Source organism: Pseudomonas asplenii (genome assembly GCF_900105475.1).
Classification (GTDB): domain Bacteria; phylum Pseudomonadota; class Gammaproteobacteria; order Pseudomonadales; family Pseudomonadaceae; genus Aquipseudomonas; species Aquipseudomonas asplenii.
The window spans coordinates 3,523,559-3,537,204 of the sequence record NZ_LT629777.1; the positions used below are offsets into that span (position 1 = coordinate 3,523,559).

Annotated in this window: 16 protein-coding genes; 6 read left to right on the forward strand and 10 right to left on the reverse strand. The window is 61.9% G+C overall.

Annotated elements, in window-relative coordinates:
* The first annotated feature begins 238 nt into the window (after window positions 1-238).
* Window positions 239-592 carry a hydroxyisourate hydrolase gene (gene uraH, locus BLU37_RS16240; RefSeq protein ID WP_090206536.1) on the forward strand — a complete coding sequence of 118 codons (354 nt, stop codon included), beginning with the start codon at window positions 239-241 and terminating at the stop codon, window positions 590-592.
* Between the two features lie 142 nt (window positions 593-734).
* On the opposite strand, the gene BLU37_RS16245 is transcribed toward uraH, so the two are convergent.
* From BLU37_RS16245 to BLU37_RS16255, 3 genes are all read right to left on the reverse strand, one after another.
* On the reverse strand, window positions 735-1,361 hold the full coding sequence (locus BLU37_RS16245; protein WP_090206539.1) for a LysE family translocator: 627 nt from the start codon (window positions 1,359-1,361) through the stop codon (window positions 735-737).
* 61 nt (window positions 1,362-1,422) lie between these two features.
* Window positions 1,423-2,772, reverse strand: coding sequence for an NCS2 family permease (locus BLU37_RS16250; protein ID WP_090206541.1), 1,350 nt, complete (start codon window positions 2,770-2,772; stop codon window positions 1,423-1,425).
* A gap of 256 nt (window positions 2,773-3,028) precedes the next feature.
* Window positions 3,029-3,469 carry a MarR family winged helix-turn-helix transcriptional regulator gene (locus BLU37_RS16255; protein WP_172833028.1) on the reverse strand — a complete coding sequence of 147 codons (441 nt, stop codon included), beginning with the start codon at window positions 3,467-3,469 and terminating at the stop codon, window positions 3,029-3,031.
* An 83-nt stretch (window positions 3,470-3,552) separates the two neighbouring features.
* Between BLU37_RS16255 and BLU37_RS16260 the strand changes: the two genes are divergently transcribed.
* Complete coding sequence (locus tag BLU37_RS16260) at window positions 3,553-4,719, forward strand: aminotransferase-like domain-containing protein (protein WP_090206544.1); 1,167 nt, start codon at window positions 3,553-3,555, stop codon at window positions 4,717-4,719.
* Window positions 4,720-4,729: 10 nt separating this feature from the next.
* Window positions 4,730-5,332 (forward strand): glutathione S-transferase family protein, encoded by a 603-nt coding sequence (locus BLU37_RS16265; RefSeq protein ID WP_010449815.1) that lies wholly within the window; start codon window positions 4,730-4,732, stop codon window positions 5,330-5,332.
* Window positions 5,333-5,422: 90 nt separating this feature from the next.
* Here BLU37_RS16265 and BLU37_RS16270 read toward each other — a convergent pair whose 3' ends face one another.
* The 5 genes from BLU37_RS16270 to BLU37_RS16290 all read right to left on the reverse strand — a co-directional run bounded on the left by BLU37_RS16270 (window position 5,423) and on the right by BLU37_RS16290 (window position 8,241).
* Window positions 5,423-5,794: a glutathione S-transferase N-terminal domain-containing protein gene (locus BLU37_RS16270; RefSeq protein ID WP_010449814.1), complete on the reverse strand. Its 372-nt coding sequence runs from the start codon at window positions 5,792-5,794 to the stop codon at window positions 5,423-5,425.
* 101 nt (window positions 5,795-5,895) lie between these two features.
* Window positions 5,896-6,441 (reverse strand): GTP cyclohydrolase I FolE, encoded by a 546-nt coding sequence (gene folE, locus BLU37_RS16275; RefSeq protein WP_010449813.1) that lies wholly within the window; start codon window positions 6,439-6,441, stop codon window positions 5,896-5,898.
* A 79-nt stretch (window positions 6,442-6,520) separates the two neighbouring features.
* Window positions 6,521-7,078 carry a Smr/MutS family protein gene (locus BLU37_RS16280; RefSeq protein WP_029534068.1) on the reverse strand — a complete coding sequence of 186 codons (558 nt, stop codon included), beginning with the start codon at window positions 7,076-7,078 and terminating at the stop codon, window positions 6,521-6,523.
* A 76-nt stretch (window positions 7,079-7,154) separates the two neighbouring features.
* Complete coding sequence (locus BLU37_RS16285; protein WP_090206547.1) at window positions 7,155-7,478, reverse strand: hypothetical protein; 324 nt, start codon at window positions 7,476-7,478, stop codon at window positions 7,155-7,157.
* A 172-nt stretch (window positions 7,479-7,650) separates the two neighbouring features.
* Window positions 7,651-8,241: a cysteine hydrolase family protein gene (locus BLU37_RS16290; RefSeq protein ID WP_090206550.1), complete on the reverse strand. Its 591-nt coding sequence runs from the start codon at window positions 8,239-8,241 to the stop codon at window positions 7,651-7,653.
* 219 nt (window positions 8,242-8,460) lie between these two features.
* Here BLU37_RS16290 and prmB point away from each other — a divergent pair, with 219 nt between their 5' ends.
* Complete coding sequence (gene prmB / locus BLU37_RS16295) at window positions 8,461-9,369, forward strand: 50S ribosomal protein L3 N(5)-glutamine methyltransferase (protein WP_090206553.1); 909 nt, start codon at window positions 8,461-8,463, stop codon at window positions 9,367-9,369.
* Window positions 9,370-9,410: 41 nt separating this feature from the next.
* Here prmB and BLU37_RS16300 read toward each other — a convergent pair whose 3' ends face one another.
* On the reverse strand, window positions 9,411-10,202 hold the full coding sequence (locus tag BLU37_RS16300) for a hypothetical protein (RefSeq protein WP_010449804.1): 792 nt from the start codon (window positions 10,200-10,202) through the stop codon (window positions 9,411-9,413).
* A gap of 99 nt (window positions 10,203-10,301) precedes the next feature.
* On the reverse strand, window positions 10,302-11,258 hold the full coding sequence (locus tag BLU37_RS16305) for an alpha/beta hydrolase (RefSeq protein WP_090206555.1): 957 nt from the start codon (window positions 11,256-11,258) through the stop codon (window positions 10,302-10,304).
* A gap of 128 nt (window positions 11,259-11,386) precedes the next feature.
* On the opposite strand from BLU37_RS16305, the gene aroC reads away from it, so the two are divergent.
* Window positions 11,387-12,478, forward strand: coding sequence for a chorismate synthase (gene aroC, locus BLU37_RS16310; RefSeq protein WP_019360559.1), 1,092 nt, complete (start codon window positions 11,387-11,389; stop codon window positions 12,476-12,478).
* Window positions 12,478-13,632, forward strand: a complete 1,155-nt coding sequence (locus BLU37_RS16315; RefSeq protein WP_090206559.1) for an MFS transporter — start codon at window positions 12,478-12,480, stop codon at window positions 13,630-13,632. The genes aroC and BLU37_RS16315 overlap by 1 nt, the downstream gene beginning before the upstream one ends.
* Window positions 13,633-13,646 lie beyond the last annotated feature (14 nt).

The following is a 13,646-nucleotide window of genomic DNA, read 5'->3' on the forward strand; positions in this document are numbered from 1 at the left end:
CCAGTTGGTCAGCTAATTGACTCAAGGTCGTCTATCAACAAGGTTCTGTCAAGATTCAAGAGGACTGCTCCCTACCCGGAAAAACGTAAAATTTATTGTGTACAATTTTCAATGGAAGTGTCTTAATCATTTCATCGTCGCACTGCCTAGGTGTTTCCAGGCGGTTCGATTTCTCATTCACTGACTCCGGGAGGCGCGAAACCCGGTCTGCCACAAGGTGGGCGGGTGCGCAGACGCAATGGGACGTTTGACTACGCATGTTTTGGATGCCGCGCATGGCTGCCCCGGCAGCTCGATCAGGATCGAGTTGTATCGGGTCGAGGGTGCCGCGTTGGAGCTGGTTGCCGAGGTCTTGACCAATAGCGATGGCCGCTGCGACACGCCGCTGCTGCAAGGGGATGACTACCGCTCCGGGGTCTATCAGTTGCAATTTCATGCCGGTGACTACTATCGGGCCCGTGGCGTGACGCTGCCGGAGCCGGCTTTTCTCGATGTGGTGGTGCTGCGTTTCGGCATCAGCGCCGAGCAGGAGCACTATCACGTTCCCTTGCTGATTTCGCCCTACAGCTATTCGACCTATAGAGGAAGTTAGATCCTCCCGGGTACTGCGCAAGCACTTCTTCGTTTCTCTTGCCCGCTCACACTGCGGGCCTTTTTTTGCCCGGTTGTTGTGTAGGGCTCTCGGGCCCTTTCGCGCCGAACCGCCGCGAAAGGGCCATCACTTGATGCGCGCTCTACCGGCTCAGCAGGGACGCCGCTCCCGCCCCACTGAACAACCCGGCACTGACCCGGTTGAACCAGCTATGCCCCTTGCCACTGCGCAGGTACTTCGCCGCTCCATGGGCGCCCAGGCCGTAGGTCAGCTTGCACAGCAGGTCGAGCACGGTCCAGGTGGCGATCATCACCAGCAACTGGCCGAGGAACGGCTGGTCGGCCTTGAGAAACTGCGGCAGGAAGGCGGCAAAGAACAGGATGTCCTTGGGATTGCTCGCGCCCAGCACGAAAGCGCGCCCAAACAGGGCACGAAAGCGTGGCGCCGGTGCAGCATCGGGCACATTGGCCGCCCTGGCCGGCTGTCGCGACTGCTGCCAGCTCTGCCAGGCGAGGTAGAACAGGTACAGTGCGCCGACGACCTTCAGCGTGCTGAACAGTTGCTCCGAGGCCAGCAGCAGGGCGCCCAGGCCCAGTGCCGAAGCGCTGAGCAGGCAGATCGAGGCACTGACACCGCCGAGAAAGGCCGAATACGAACGGCGCAATCCGTAGTTCAGGCTGTTGCTGATCATCAGCAGCGACAGCGGTCCGGGGATAAGGATCACCACCAGCGCGGCGGCGCTGAACAACAACCAGGTTTCCAGACTCATCAGGTTTTTCCCTTGTGTGCAAAAGCCCCATCGGAACGGGGCCGCTAGTAGCCGGGTTCTCTTACAGGAAGATGAACTTGGCGATGAAAATGACGCACAGTACCCACAGGCTGACGGAGATGTCCTTGAACTTGCCGGTCCCTGCCTTGAGCGCCACGTAGGTGATGAAGCCCAGGGCGATCCCGTCGGCGACCGAGAACGTCAGTGGCATCATGATCGCGGTGATGATCGCCGGAATGCTCTCCGTCGCCTCTTCCCACTCGATATGCGCCAGGCTGCCCATCATCAGCATCGCCACGTAAATCAGTGCACCCGCAGTCGCGTACGCAGGGATCATGCCAGCCAGCGGGGCAAAGAACATCGCTGCCACGAACAGTATGCCTACAGTAACAGCGGTCAGACCAGTCCGACCACCTGCGGCTACCCCCGCAGCACTTTCCACGTAACTGGTGACCGGCGGAACACCCACCACCGCACCGAAGACACTGGAAACGCTGTCGGCCTTCATGGCGCGCGACAGGTTTTCGATGCGACCGTCGGCGTTGGCCAGACCGGCCCGCTGGGCGACGCCCATCAACGTCCCGGCGGTGTCGAACATGTGCACGAAGAGAAAGGCCAGGACCACGCTGATCATGCTGACATTGAATACGCCCGCCAGATCCATGGCCATCCAGGTCGGCGCAAGGCTCGGTGGGGTGGAAAAGATCCCGTGGTATTGCACCAGGCCCAGACTCCAGCCGATCAGGGTGACGCTGATGATGCTGATCAGGATGGCGCCGAATACCCGGTGGTAGCTGAGGATCGCGATCATCAGGAAACACACGGCGGCCAGCAGCGGCCCAGGCTCGTGCAGTGCGCCGAGGCGGATCAGGGTGGCAGTGCTGGCGACGACGATACCGGCGGTTTTCAGGCCGATGAGACCGAGGAACAGTCCGACCCCGGCGCCCATGGCATGACGCAGGCTGACCGGAATGCTGTTGAGCAACCATTCACGGACCCGCGACAGGGTCAGAGCCATGAACAGCACGCCGGAAATGAACACCGCTCCGAGGGCGGCTTCCCAGTGGTAGCCCATGGTGCCGACCACGGTGTAGGTGAAGAAGGCATTGAGCCCCATGCCGGGTGCCAGGCCCACTGGCCAGTTGGCGTAGAGGCCCATCAGCAGGCAGCCGAGGGCGGCGGCGATGCAGGTGGCGACGAAGGCCGCTCCATGGTCGATACCGGCATCGGCCATGATGTTGGGGTTGACGAAGATGATGTAGGCCATGGTGATGAATGTGGTCACCCCGGCGATCAGTTCGGTTTTCACCGTGGTGCCATGCAGTCTGAGGCGGAACAGGCGTTCCAGCAGACCCGTGCTTGCGGGCGGCGAGAGATCCAGCGTGGGTGCTTCGGATTTGCGGCTTTCCACAGCAGTACTCCTCGGGAGTTTTATTGTTATTTCCAGGGCCGGGCACGTTGCCGTGGGCAGCGGCTCTTTGAGGGAGTGCGGTTTTTTGACCATAAGGTCAGGAATTTGCACGAGGTGAATTATGCTTTTGTATACAAAGAAAGCAAATAATGTTTTTGATGGTGTGTGCGATATTTCGTCGGGACGGGCTATATGGATTGCTGCTCTATTGCTGGAAGCTTCGCGGGCAAGTCGGATCGCCAAGCTTCTAGCGCTATCAGGCCTGGCGACTGTCGCCCAAGGCCCGATTGACCGCCATCCAGCCATCCACCGCCGCCTCGCCAGCCTGGGCAAAGGCTTTCTGCAGCAGCTTGACCTGCTCACGGCGCAGCGACTCCTCCAGGCTGGCCCCCTCGACGGTCAGGCACAGCAGGCGTTTGCGCTTGTCGGTTGGCGAGGCAAGGCTCTGCACCAGGCCCATCTCGGTCAACTGGCGCAACGGCATGTTCAGCGCCTGCTTGCTGACGCCCAGCCGATCCAGCAGTTCCTTGACGCTCAGGTCCGGGTAACGGCCGATAAAAAACACGATCCGCTGGTGCACCCGACTCAGGCCGCGACGTTCGAGCATTTCGTCGGCCTTGGCGGTGAACGCCTGATAGCCGAAGAAGAATGCCTCCATGGCGTCCTGCTGGGTATTGGAGTTTTTAAGGTCAAGCATATTGACGTATTGATCCGTGTCGTCGTAATTTCGGTCAACCAGTTTGACGTATTTTTCTCTGACTTCGCTACCGGTGACCTGCCATGGCCTTTTCCGAACGTGTTACGCGTCTCAAAAGCTCGTTGATTCGTGAAATTCTCGCTGCTGCCCAGCGCCCCGAAGTGATGTCGTTTGCCGGTGGGCTACCGGCCGAGGCCATGTTGCCGACGTTGGCGTGGGAGCAGATGCCGCGTGCCATGGGCCAGTACGGCATGAGTGAGGGCGAGCCGGCCTTGCGTGAAGCGCTGGCGGCCGAGGCACGGGCCCTGGGGGTCGACTGCCAGGCCAGTCAGGTGCTGGTGGTCAGCGGTTCCCAGCAGGTCCTCGACCTGGCCGCCAAGCTGTATATCGACCAGGGCACCGAGATTTTGCTGGAAGGGCCGACCTACCTGGCGGCCTTGCAGATCTTCCAGTTGTTTGGCGCCGATTGCCTGACTATTGCCCAGGAACAGGATGGGCCTGACCTGCAGCAGTTGCGCACTCGCCTGGAACAACATCGACCGGCGTTCGTCTACCTGATCCCGACCTTCCAGAATCCCTCGGGCGTCTGCTACAGCGAGGCCAAGCGCGCGGCCGTCGCGGCGTTGCTGGATGAGTTCGGCGTGACCCTGATCGAAGACGAGCCCTATCGTGAGCTGAGCTACGATGGCGTGGACGCCGTACCGATCGTTGCCCGCCTGAAACGGGCGAGCTGGATCTATACCGGCACGGTGTCCAAGACCCTGGCGCCCGGCCTGCGGGTCGGTTATCTGATCGCCAGTCCTGATCTGTTCCCGCATCTGCTCAAACTCAAACAGTCGGCGGACCTGCACACCAACCGTGTGGGGCAATGGCAGGCGTTGCAGTGGATCGGTACGGAAAAATACCGTCAGCACCTGCTGCAATTGCGGGATTTCTACCGGGCTCGCCGTGACGCCTTCGCCGAGGCGCTGGATCGGCATTTCTGTGACCTGGCCGATTGGCAGGTGCCCCAGGGCGGCTTGTTTTTCTGGTTGACCCTCAAGCAGCCGCTGGATACCCGCACCCTGCTCGATGCCGCGCTGGCCCGGGATGTCGCCTTCATGCCGGGCGAACCTTTTTTTGCCGAGCCGGAGCGTAATCCGGGTAATCTGCGTCTGAATTTCAGCCATATCGCGCCGCAGCGCCTGGACGAAGGTCTGGAGCGACTGGCAACTGTCATACGTCACGCACAGGCCGCGCACGCGGCTTAAGGGGAGGGCCATGTACAAGGTTTACGGTGATTACCAGTCGGGCAACTGCTACAAGATCAAACTGATGCTGCACCTGTTGGGCCAGGAATATCGCTGGCACCCGGTGGATATCCTCAAGGGTGACACCGAGACCCCGGAGTTCCTGGCGAAGAACCCCAACGGCAAGGTGCCGGTGCTGGAACTGGAGGACGGCACCTGCCTGTGGGAGTCCAATGCGATTCTCAACTTCCTTGCCGACGGCAGCGAGTTTTTGCCGACCGAGCCGCGGCTGCGTACCCAGGTGCTGCAATGGCAGTTTTTCGAGCAGTACAGCCATGAGCCGTATATCGCGGTGGCCCGTTTCATCGAGTTCTACCTGGGCTTGCCGGAGGAGCGGCGCGAGGAGTACCTCAAACTGCAGAAACGTGGGCACAAGGCCTTGAAGGTGATGGAGAAGCAGCTCCAGCAGACGCCCTATCTGGTGGGCGACCAGTATTCGATCGCCGATATTGCGCTGTACGCCTACACCCATGTCGCACATCAGGGCGGTTTTGACCTGAGCGTCTACCCGGCCATCCAGGCCTGGCTGCAGCGGGTGGCGAGCCATCCCAAGCATGTCGGTATGCTGGACTGATCCAGCGGCAGGCGCTTTGCGGATAGACCGAGGTGTCGGTTTATCTGCGATAGGCGTCGGACTCTCAGGTGCTCAGCTCAGGCAACGGCTTCAGGCTGCGGCAAAGCGCTTGTCGAGGTAGTCGATGATCACCTTGGATTCGTACATCCAGGTGGTCTGGCCGTTTTCCTCGATGCGCAGGCACGGAACCTTGATCTTGCCGCCTTGCTCGAGCAGGGTCTGGCGATCCTGTTCGTTGTGCTTTGCATCGCGCAGGGCCACTGGCACGTTCAGACGGTGCAGGGTACGCCGGGTCTTCACACAGAACGGACAGGCGTGGAACTGATACAGGGTCAGTCCCTTGGCGGCGGCATCGACCTTGGCCTGGTCCTGGGCGCTGCGTTGCTGCTTGCGCGGGCGGGTGAGGAAGTCGATGAGGATGATGAGCTGGCCCAGGCCGACTCGAAGGGCTTTGACTAACACGCGATAGCCTCGTGGGCGGTGGAGAAGGCGTGCAGCTTACCTGATTTTGCCCAGGCAGAAAAAAACCGGCGATGAGCGCCGGTTTTTTCTGTTGCCCGATCCTACTTGATCAGGGCGAGGAACTCGCTGCGGGTCGCCGCGTTTTCGCGGAATTCACCGAGCATCACCGAAGTGATCATTGACGAGTTCTGCTTCTCGACGCCGCGCATCATCATGCACATGTGCTTGGCCTCGATCACCACGGCAACGCCCAGGGCGCCGGTGACCTGCTGGACCGCGTCGGCGATCTGGCGGCTGAGGTTTTCCTGGATCTGCAGGCGTCGGGCGTACATGTCGACGATCCGCGCGACCTTCGACAGGCCCAGCACCTTGCCGCTCGGAATGTAGGCCACGTGGGCCTTGCCGATGAATGGCAGCAAGTGGTGTTCGCACAACGAGTAGAGCTCGATGTCCTTGACCAGCACCATTTCGCTGTTATCGGAACTGAACAAGGCACCGTTGGTGACTTCTTCCAGGGTCTGTTGGTAACCGCGGCAAAGGTACTGCATGGCTTTGGCGGCACGCTTGGGCGTGTCGAGCAAACCCTCGCGGGAGACGTCCTCGCCGAGTTGGCCGAGGATCGCGGTGTAATTCTGTTCCAGGGACATGAAGCTACCTGTGGGGAGTTTACGCAAAGAGTAAGGATACGGTGGCTGGCAGCCGCCTGCAAACTCGATGACAGTCCGGTTACTCGTCGCGACCTTCCATCATCGTCCGCTTGAGCATTACATACACCGCTCCGGCGCCGCCGTGCCGGGCCTGGCAGGAGGTGAAGCCGAGGACCTGGGCGTGTTGGCGCAGCCAGGTATTGACGTGGCTCTTGATCATCGGACGCTTGCCGTCCAGGCGCACGGCCTTGCCGTGGGTGACGCGCACGCAGCGGATTTCGAACTTCGTTGCTTCGGCGAGGAATGCCCAGAGGGTCTCCCGGGCCTTTTCCACGGTCATGCCGTGCAGGTCGAGGCTGCCTTCGAACGGAATCTGGCCGACCTTGAGCTTGCGCATCTGGCTTTCCTGCACGCCGTCACGGGACCAATGCAGATCGTCTTCGGGGCCGACATCGATCACGAACTGGTCAGACAGGCCGTCCACCGTGGTGACTTCGCTGCGCACGGTTGCCGCCTGGCGCAGCTTGGCCAGTTGGGTACGATCAGACTTGGGTTTGCCGGTATCGGCACGATCGTGCTTGATCGGCTTTACACCGCGGATTTCGCTTTGGAACAGGGAAAAATCGTCGTCTTGCATGTCAGTCTCCGCAGGAATCACCAGTTTACCCAAGTGGCGGGCTTCAAGTCACAGGCGATTCCCGGAAGAACAGCGGTCAGTCGTGCTTTTTCATCAGGTGCGGGGCGATGTTCAGCGCCTGGCCACGGCGCATCCGACGGCGGCAGCGCCGCCATAGCCACACGCCGACGTACAGCACCAGCAGGCCAACCACCAAAATGGTCGCCGAGCCGCCCGTGCTGGTATTCAACTCGCCCATGGCCGGGGCATGCCCCAATAGGCTTGCAGTGCCGGCCATCGCCAGCAGTACCCCAAAAGTCGCCAACAGTGCGGCGAAACCGGCACCCAGACGCGAACGCCAGTTGCTTTGCCCCTTGGGGCGCAGCCGGCGAGCGTCGAATCCATCATCGGATATCTTCATTATTCCGATTTTCCTCTTTGATTATCGGCCGTTCGACCGAGAGATGGTCGGCTTGTTCCGGACAGGCAGGGGAAATCGGAAAATGAGCGGGGCGCCAGCGGATGGGCGGTCGTCAGAACCGCCCGTGAAGGCTAGTGGCCTGTACGGTGGATACGTACATGGGCCAGCCTGCTCAGATCAGGTCCCGGGTCAGTGCAAGGGTAGCGAAATTGTCGGCCATGATTGCCATTTCGGTCCGCTGGACCTGCTCGGCACTGATGATCTGGCCCTTGTGGGAGAGGTCGCGGGTGGCGCAGGCATCTTCCACCAGGGTGCAACGGAAGCCCAGGTTCTTGGCGGCACGCACGGTGGTGCTGACGCTGGAGTGGCTCATGAAACCGCAGACGATCAGGTCCAGCGGCCCCAAGTCCTGCAGGTGCTTTTCCAGGCCGGTACCGTGGAAGGCGCTGGGCAACAGTTTGCCGATCAGCGTTTCGTCGCCCTGGGGCTCCAGGCCCGGAATGAACTCGCCACGCTCACCCTGCGGATCGAACAGACCGCCGACGGTGCCCAGGTGGCGGATATGCACGATCGGCCGACCGGCCGTGCGGGCGGCAGCGACCAGTTGCTTGATGTTGGCGACAGCTTCCTGCATGCCGGACAGCGCGAGCGGGCCGCTGAGATATTCTTTCTGGGCATCGATGATCAACAGGGTGGCGTGGTGCAGATTGGCCGCTGCATAACCTCGGCCACTGAGTTGAAACATCGTCTTTGGAACGGACATTCGGGGGGCTCCTGTGCATGGGGCTTTTACCCATTGTCCTCCGGCTGAGCGTTTATGTGAATCGCTACCGACGTAAGCACCGTGGTTACTGGCCTGCAGCCGTGTCAATAGGTGACCGCCGAGGGTCGAAAAAGCGCGCAATGATGTCTTTTTGCCTTGTTTCCACCCGGCATCCGTTTGGCTGTTAGAATCGTCCGTCGTTTTTTCAGGAGTCTACCCGTGATCACTTCCCGCCTGCGCACTCTGCGCGACCATATCCGTTGGGCTGTCAGCCGTTTTCATGGCGCGGAGCTGTTTTTCGGTCATGGCACCGACAACGCCTGGGACGAGGCTCGGCAACTGGTGCTGGGGGCATTGCATCTGCCTTGGGAGATCGCCGACAGCTACCTCGATTGCCGCCTGGAAGACGATGAACTGACGCATCTGCAGCATCTGCTCAAGCGCCGTATCGAGGATCGCGTGCCGACTGCGTATCTGCTCGGCGAGGCCTGGTTCTGCGGGCTGCCGTTCATCGTCGACGAGCGGGTGCTGATTCCGCGCTCGCCGATCGGCGAACTGATCGAAAGCCGCTTTACCCCCTGGTTGGCGAGCGAACCTGCACGAATTCTCGACCTGTGCACCGGCTCGGGTTGTATCGGCATTGCCTGTGCCTACGAGTTTGAACAGGCCGAGGTGGTGCTGGCGGACCTGTCCTTCGATGCGCTGGAAGTGGCGAACCGAAATATCGAGCGCCATGGCGTCGACGAGCGGGTGTTCACGGTCCAGGGTGATGGATTCGACGGCTTGCCGGGGCAGCGCTTCGACCTGATCGTGTCCAACCCGCCGTATGTCGATGCCGAGGACTTCGCCGACATGCCGGCCGAGTACCAGCATGAGCCGGAGCTGGGCCTGGCCTGCGGCGACGATGGCTTGAACCTGGTGCGGCGGATGCTGGCCGAAGCGGCGGATCACCTGACCGAGAAGGGCTTGCTGATCGTCGAGGTGGGCAACAGCCAGGTTCACGTCGAAGCGTTGTATCCGGGTGTGGACTTTGCCTGGCTGGACTTCGAGCGCGGCGGGCACGGCGTGTTCATGCTGACGGCGCAGCAGTGCCGCGAGCACCAGGCGCTGTTTGCCTCGAAGGTCTGATTCTGTGGGTGCCCCCCGCAGGTTTTGTGGGGGGCGCCATGTTAGCGGTGGGTGGCGATCCAGATCAGCAAGCCGGCCTGGAAGACTGCGAAAGCCACCAGGCAGGTGATGGTGAAGCGCAGACCGCTGTCTTCACGCTTGAACTTGCTGACCCGTTCTTCCTGCTGGCGCAGTTTCACTTCCTGTTCCTGCAGGTTCTGCTCGGCCTGCTGGAGCATTTGCGAGGCTTCGAGAATCTCCACGAACTGCACTTTCTCGGTGTTCCACTGGGACAGCATTTCGCCGACCTGCATGTCCTTGTAGCTACCCTTGAGGTGCTGGGGATCGGCATAGACCACGTCGAACCCCTGGACCCGCAGGAAATGGTCGCGGCGCAGGCGGGTGTCTTCGTTCAGCGCGTCCTTGTTCTGCAGGGCGGCACCGTCGATGCGATAGTGCGACCATTTCTTCTGCGCCCAGATCGCCGCCTGAGCCACCAGGAAACGCCCGATCCCACGGTTCCACGGCTCCACCTGCAGGCCGCCCTCGGGCCCGAAGTGCACGCGCTTGGTACTGTGGTCGACCCAGACGTCGAGATGGTTCTGCTCCTTGCGCACCCGTTGCGCCGGCAACTGGATGTTCATGCGCAGCAGGCTGCGTTCCTTGCTGTTGCGCTCGGCATAGCCGAACTGGACAAAGCGCAACGGCCGCCCGCCGGTGTTGCGGTCGGTGGCCAGCGGGGCCAGACGCAGCATCTTGAAGTGCTCGGGTTGCACATCGGCCCACGGCAATTCCACCGGCGCGGGTTCGACGGCTTCGGTGGTGCTTTCGGGTGACGCTTGAGTTTCTGTCATTCGGCGAGATCCTGTCCGTGTCCAGCTTGCCGGTATCAATATAGATACCGGCAATGGCCTTATCGGCCGTTTCTGCCAGGACTGGAGGGAAAAATCATCTCAATGGCGAGCAAGTCCGTCGATAAAGCGCGTAATCGGCTGCTCCAGAGCCGCAGCGAGTGGTAATTGCGGGTTGTTGTAGGAGGCCAGCTGTTGCGGGATGTCGTCGGGCACGATGCGCAGGATGTGATTCATGCCGTCGATGATCACCAGTTGCGCATCCGGCTTGGCGGCCTTCAGGGCCTTGGCGTCGTCGACGCTGACCTGGATGTCGTTGCGTCCCTGGACGATCAGGGCCGGCATTCGCAGGCGGCTGAAGGCCGCCGCCGGGTCCTGGCGGAACAGACTGATCAGGTAGGGTTGGACGCTGGGCCGGAAGATCGGCTCCAGGGGGGGCGGGATGGCGTTGTCCTGGCGCCCGGCCTTGAGGCTGTCGAGTAGTTCGTTACTGCGCAGCATCAGCGCTGGCGGCAGGCGCTTGGCCAACTGCTGGCGCAGCACCTGGTCGACCGGGCGACCACTGCCCGACAGGGAGATGACACCCGCAGCCTGCAGTTTCGGGGCGGCGAGGGTGGCGATCAGCGCACCTTCACTGTGCCCGAGCAGGATCAGCGGCCCCAGGCGCGGGTCGGTCTTGAGCTTTTCACCCCAGGCTACGGTGTCGGCCACGTAGGCGTCGACACTCAGGTTGCGCTCGTCGGGCGTTGCCGCCAGGCTGGCCGCCACACCGCGTTTGTCGTAGCGCACGCTGGCGATGCCATGTCGGGCCAGCATCCAGGCCAGGCGCTTGAGGCTGTCATTGCGCCCGCCGTCCGGATTGTTGCCGTCGCGGTCGGTGGGACCTGAGCCGGCCACGATCAGGACCACCGGCACTGGCTGGTCGGCTTTGGGCAGCAACAGCGAGCCGAACAGTTGGCCGTTGCCGGTGTCCAGCTCGATTGGCCGTTGCAGTACGACGCCGGCCTGGGCAAGGCCGCTGAACAGGGTCAAGGTCAGCAGTAGAACACGCAGCATCATCACGCCATCATCGAGTAAGGTGCCGGTTGGACTCGCAACCGTCGATAAGGTTCGAGGATGAACTAGTTGGGCAGCCTGCGTATACTGGGCCACTCGGTTATCTAGATCTGATTCGCGGAGCACCCTGCATGTCCGGCAATACCTACGGCAAGCTGTTCACTGTCACCACCGCTGGCGAAAGCCATGGGCCGGCGTTGGTCGCCATTGTCGATGGCTGCCCGCCAGGCCTGGAGCTGTCGCTGGATGACCTGCAGCGTGACCTCGACCGGCGTAAGCCCGGCACCAGCCGGCACACCACCCAGCGTCAGGAACCCGACGAGGTGGAGATCCTTTCGGGGGTCTTCGAAGGCCGCACCACCGGCTGCGCCATCGGCCTGCTGATCCGCAACACCGACCAGAAGTCCAAGGACTACTCGGCGATCAAGGACCTGTTCCGACCGGCCCATGCCGACTACACCTACCACCACAAGTATGGTGAGCGCGACTACCGCGGCGGTGGCCGCAGCTCGGCTCGGGAAACCGCCATGCGCGTGGCTGCGGGCGCCATCGCCAAGAAGTTCCTCGCCAGCCAGGGGATCGTCATCCGTGGCTACATGAGCCAGTTGGGCCCTATCGAGATTCCGTTCAAGACCTGGGATTCGGTCGAGCAGAACGCCTTCTTCAGCCCCGACCCGGACAAGGTGCCGGAACTGGAAGCCTACATGGACCAGTTGCGCCGTGATCAGGACTCGGTCGGTGCGAAGATCACCGTCGTCGCCGAAGGCGTGATGCCCGGTCTGGGCGAGCCGATCTTCGATCGCCTGGATGCCGAACTGGCCCATGCGCTGATGAGCATCAATGCGGTCAAGGGTGTGGAGATCGGCGCTGGTTTCGCCAGTGTGGCCCAGCGTGGCACCGAGCACCGCGATGAACTGACCCCCGAAGGTTTCCTCAGTAACAACGCTGGCGGCATTCTCGGCGGGATCTCCTCGGGGCAGCCGATCGTCGCGCACCTGGCGCTCAAGCCGACCTCCAGCATCACCACCCCGGGCCGCTCCATCGATATCCATGGCAACCCGGTGGACGTCATCACCAAGGGCCGCCACGATCCGTGCGTCGGTATCCGCGCCACGCCAATTGCCGAAGCGATGATGGCAATCGTGCTGACGGATCACCTGCTGCGTCACCGTGCGCAGAATGCGGATGTGCGTGTCGGGACACCGGTGCTGGGCCAGCTGTAATGTCGGGAGCGCCGCTCCCTTACTGGCGGCTGTCCGGTTTCTACCTGTTCTACTTCGCCCTGCTCGGCGCCACGGCGCCGTATCTGGCGCTGTACTTCCACCACCTGGGGTTCGCCCCGGCGCGGATTGGCGAACTGGTGGCGATTCCGATGCTGATGCGTTGCGTGGCGCCGAATATCTGGGGCTGGCTGGGTGATTACACCGGCCGGCGTCTGCTGATCGTTCGGTGCGGCGCCGCCTGTACGCTGCTGGCGTTTTCGCTGATCATCTTCGACAAGAGCTATGCCTGGCTGGCGCTGGTCATGGCCTTGCACGCCTTCTTCTGGCATGCCGTGCTGCCGCAGTTCGAAGTCATTACCCTGGCGCACCTGCAAGGCCAGCCCGGACGCTACAGCCAGATCCGCCTGTGGGGATCGATCGGCTTCATCCTGGCCGTGGTGCTGTTGGGGCGGTTGTTCGAATGGCTGAGCCTGGACATCTATCCGGTGACGATCGTGGTGATCATGGCCGGTATTGCCCTGAGTACCGCCTGGGTCCCCCCTGCGCAACCCGTGAGCCACGGCAATCGCTCGGCGGGAGAGGGCTTTCTCGAACAGTTGCGCAGACCCGGCGTACTGGCTTTTTACGCTTGCGTCGCGTTGATGCAACTGAGCCATGGTCCCTACTACACCTTCCTGACCCTGCATCTTGACAGCCTCGGCTACAGTCGCGGCCTGATCGGACTGCTCTGGGCCGTGGGGGTGGTAGCCGAAGTCCTGATGTTCCTGGCCATGAGCCGGATTCTTGCGCGGTTTTCCGTGCGCCGGGTACTGTTGGTGAGCTTTCTGCTGGCGGCCTTGCGCTGGCTGCTGCTGGGGTCTTTGGCCGAACACCTGTGGGCGTTGCTGTTCGCCCAACTGCTCCACGCGGCTACCTTTGGCAGTTTTCATGCCTCGGCCATTCATTTCGTCCAACGCAGCTTCGGTTCACGTCAGCAAGGCCAGGGTCAGGCCCTGTACGCCGCGTTGTCCGGGACCGGTGGCGCCTTGGGGGCCTTGTATGCCGGCTATAGCTGGAATGCCCTGGGGCCGACCCTGACCTTCAGTATCGCCAGCCTGGCCGCCCTGGCCGCCGCGATGATCATTGCCACACGCATGCAAGAGGACCGGCCCTGAGCCCTTCCCGAGGA

Bases quoted from the DNA above. Each gene is read 5' to 3' on its own strand.
- uraH (WP_090206536.1), top strand. From the start codon at position 239: ATGGGACGTTTGACTACGCATGTTTTGGATGCCGCGCATGGCTGCCCC.
- BLU37_RS16245 (WP_090206539.1), bottom strand. From the start codon at position 1,361: ATGAGTCTGGAAACCTGGTTGTTGTTCAGCGCCGCCGCGCTGGTGGTG.
- BLU37_RS16255 (WP_172833028.1), bottom strand. From the start codon at position 3,469: ATGCTTGACCTTAAAAACTCCAATACCCAGCAGGACGCCATGGAGGCA.
- BLU37_RS16260 (WP_090206544.1), top strand. From the start codon at position 3,553: ATGGCCTTTTCCGAACGTGTTACGCGTCTCAAAAGCTCGTTGATTCGT.
- BLU37_RS16265 (WP_010449815.1), top strand. From the start codon at position 4,730: ATGTACAAGGTTTACGGTGATTACCAGTCGGGCAACTGCTACAAGATC.
- folE (WP_010449813.1), bottom strand. From the start codon at position 6,441: ATGTCCCTGGAACAGAATTACACCGCGATCCTCGGCCAACTCGGCGAG.
- BLU37_RS16280 (WP_029534068.1), bottom strand. From the start codon at position 7,078: ATGCAAGACGACGATTTTTCCCTGTTCCAAAGCGAAATCCGCGGTGTA.
- BLU37_RS16285 (WP_090206547.1), bottom strand. From the start codon at position 7,478: ATGAAGATATCCGATGATGGATTCGACGCTCGCCGGCTGCGCCCCAAG.
- BLU37_RS16290 (WP_090206550.1), bottom strand. From the start codon at position 8,241: ATGTCCGTTCCAAAGACGATGTTTCAACTCAGTGGCCGAGGTTATGCA.
- BLU37_RS16300 (WP_010449804.1), bottom strand. From the start codon at position 10,202: ATGACAGAAACTCAAGCGTCACCCGAAAGCACCACCGAAGCCGTCGAA.
- BLU37_RS16305 (WP_090206555.1), bottom strand. From the start codon at position 11,258: ATGATGCTGCGTGTTCTACTGCTGACCTTGACCCTGTTCAGCGGCCTT.
- aroC (WP_019360559.1), top strand. From the start codon at position 11,387: ATGTCCGGCAATACCTACGGCAAGCTGTTCACTGTCACCACCGCTGGC.
- BLU37_RS16315 (WP_090206559.1), top strand. From the start codon at position 12,478: ATGTCGGGAGCGCCGCTCCCTTACTGGCGGCTGTCCGGTTTCTACCTG.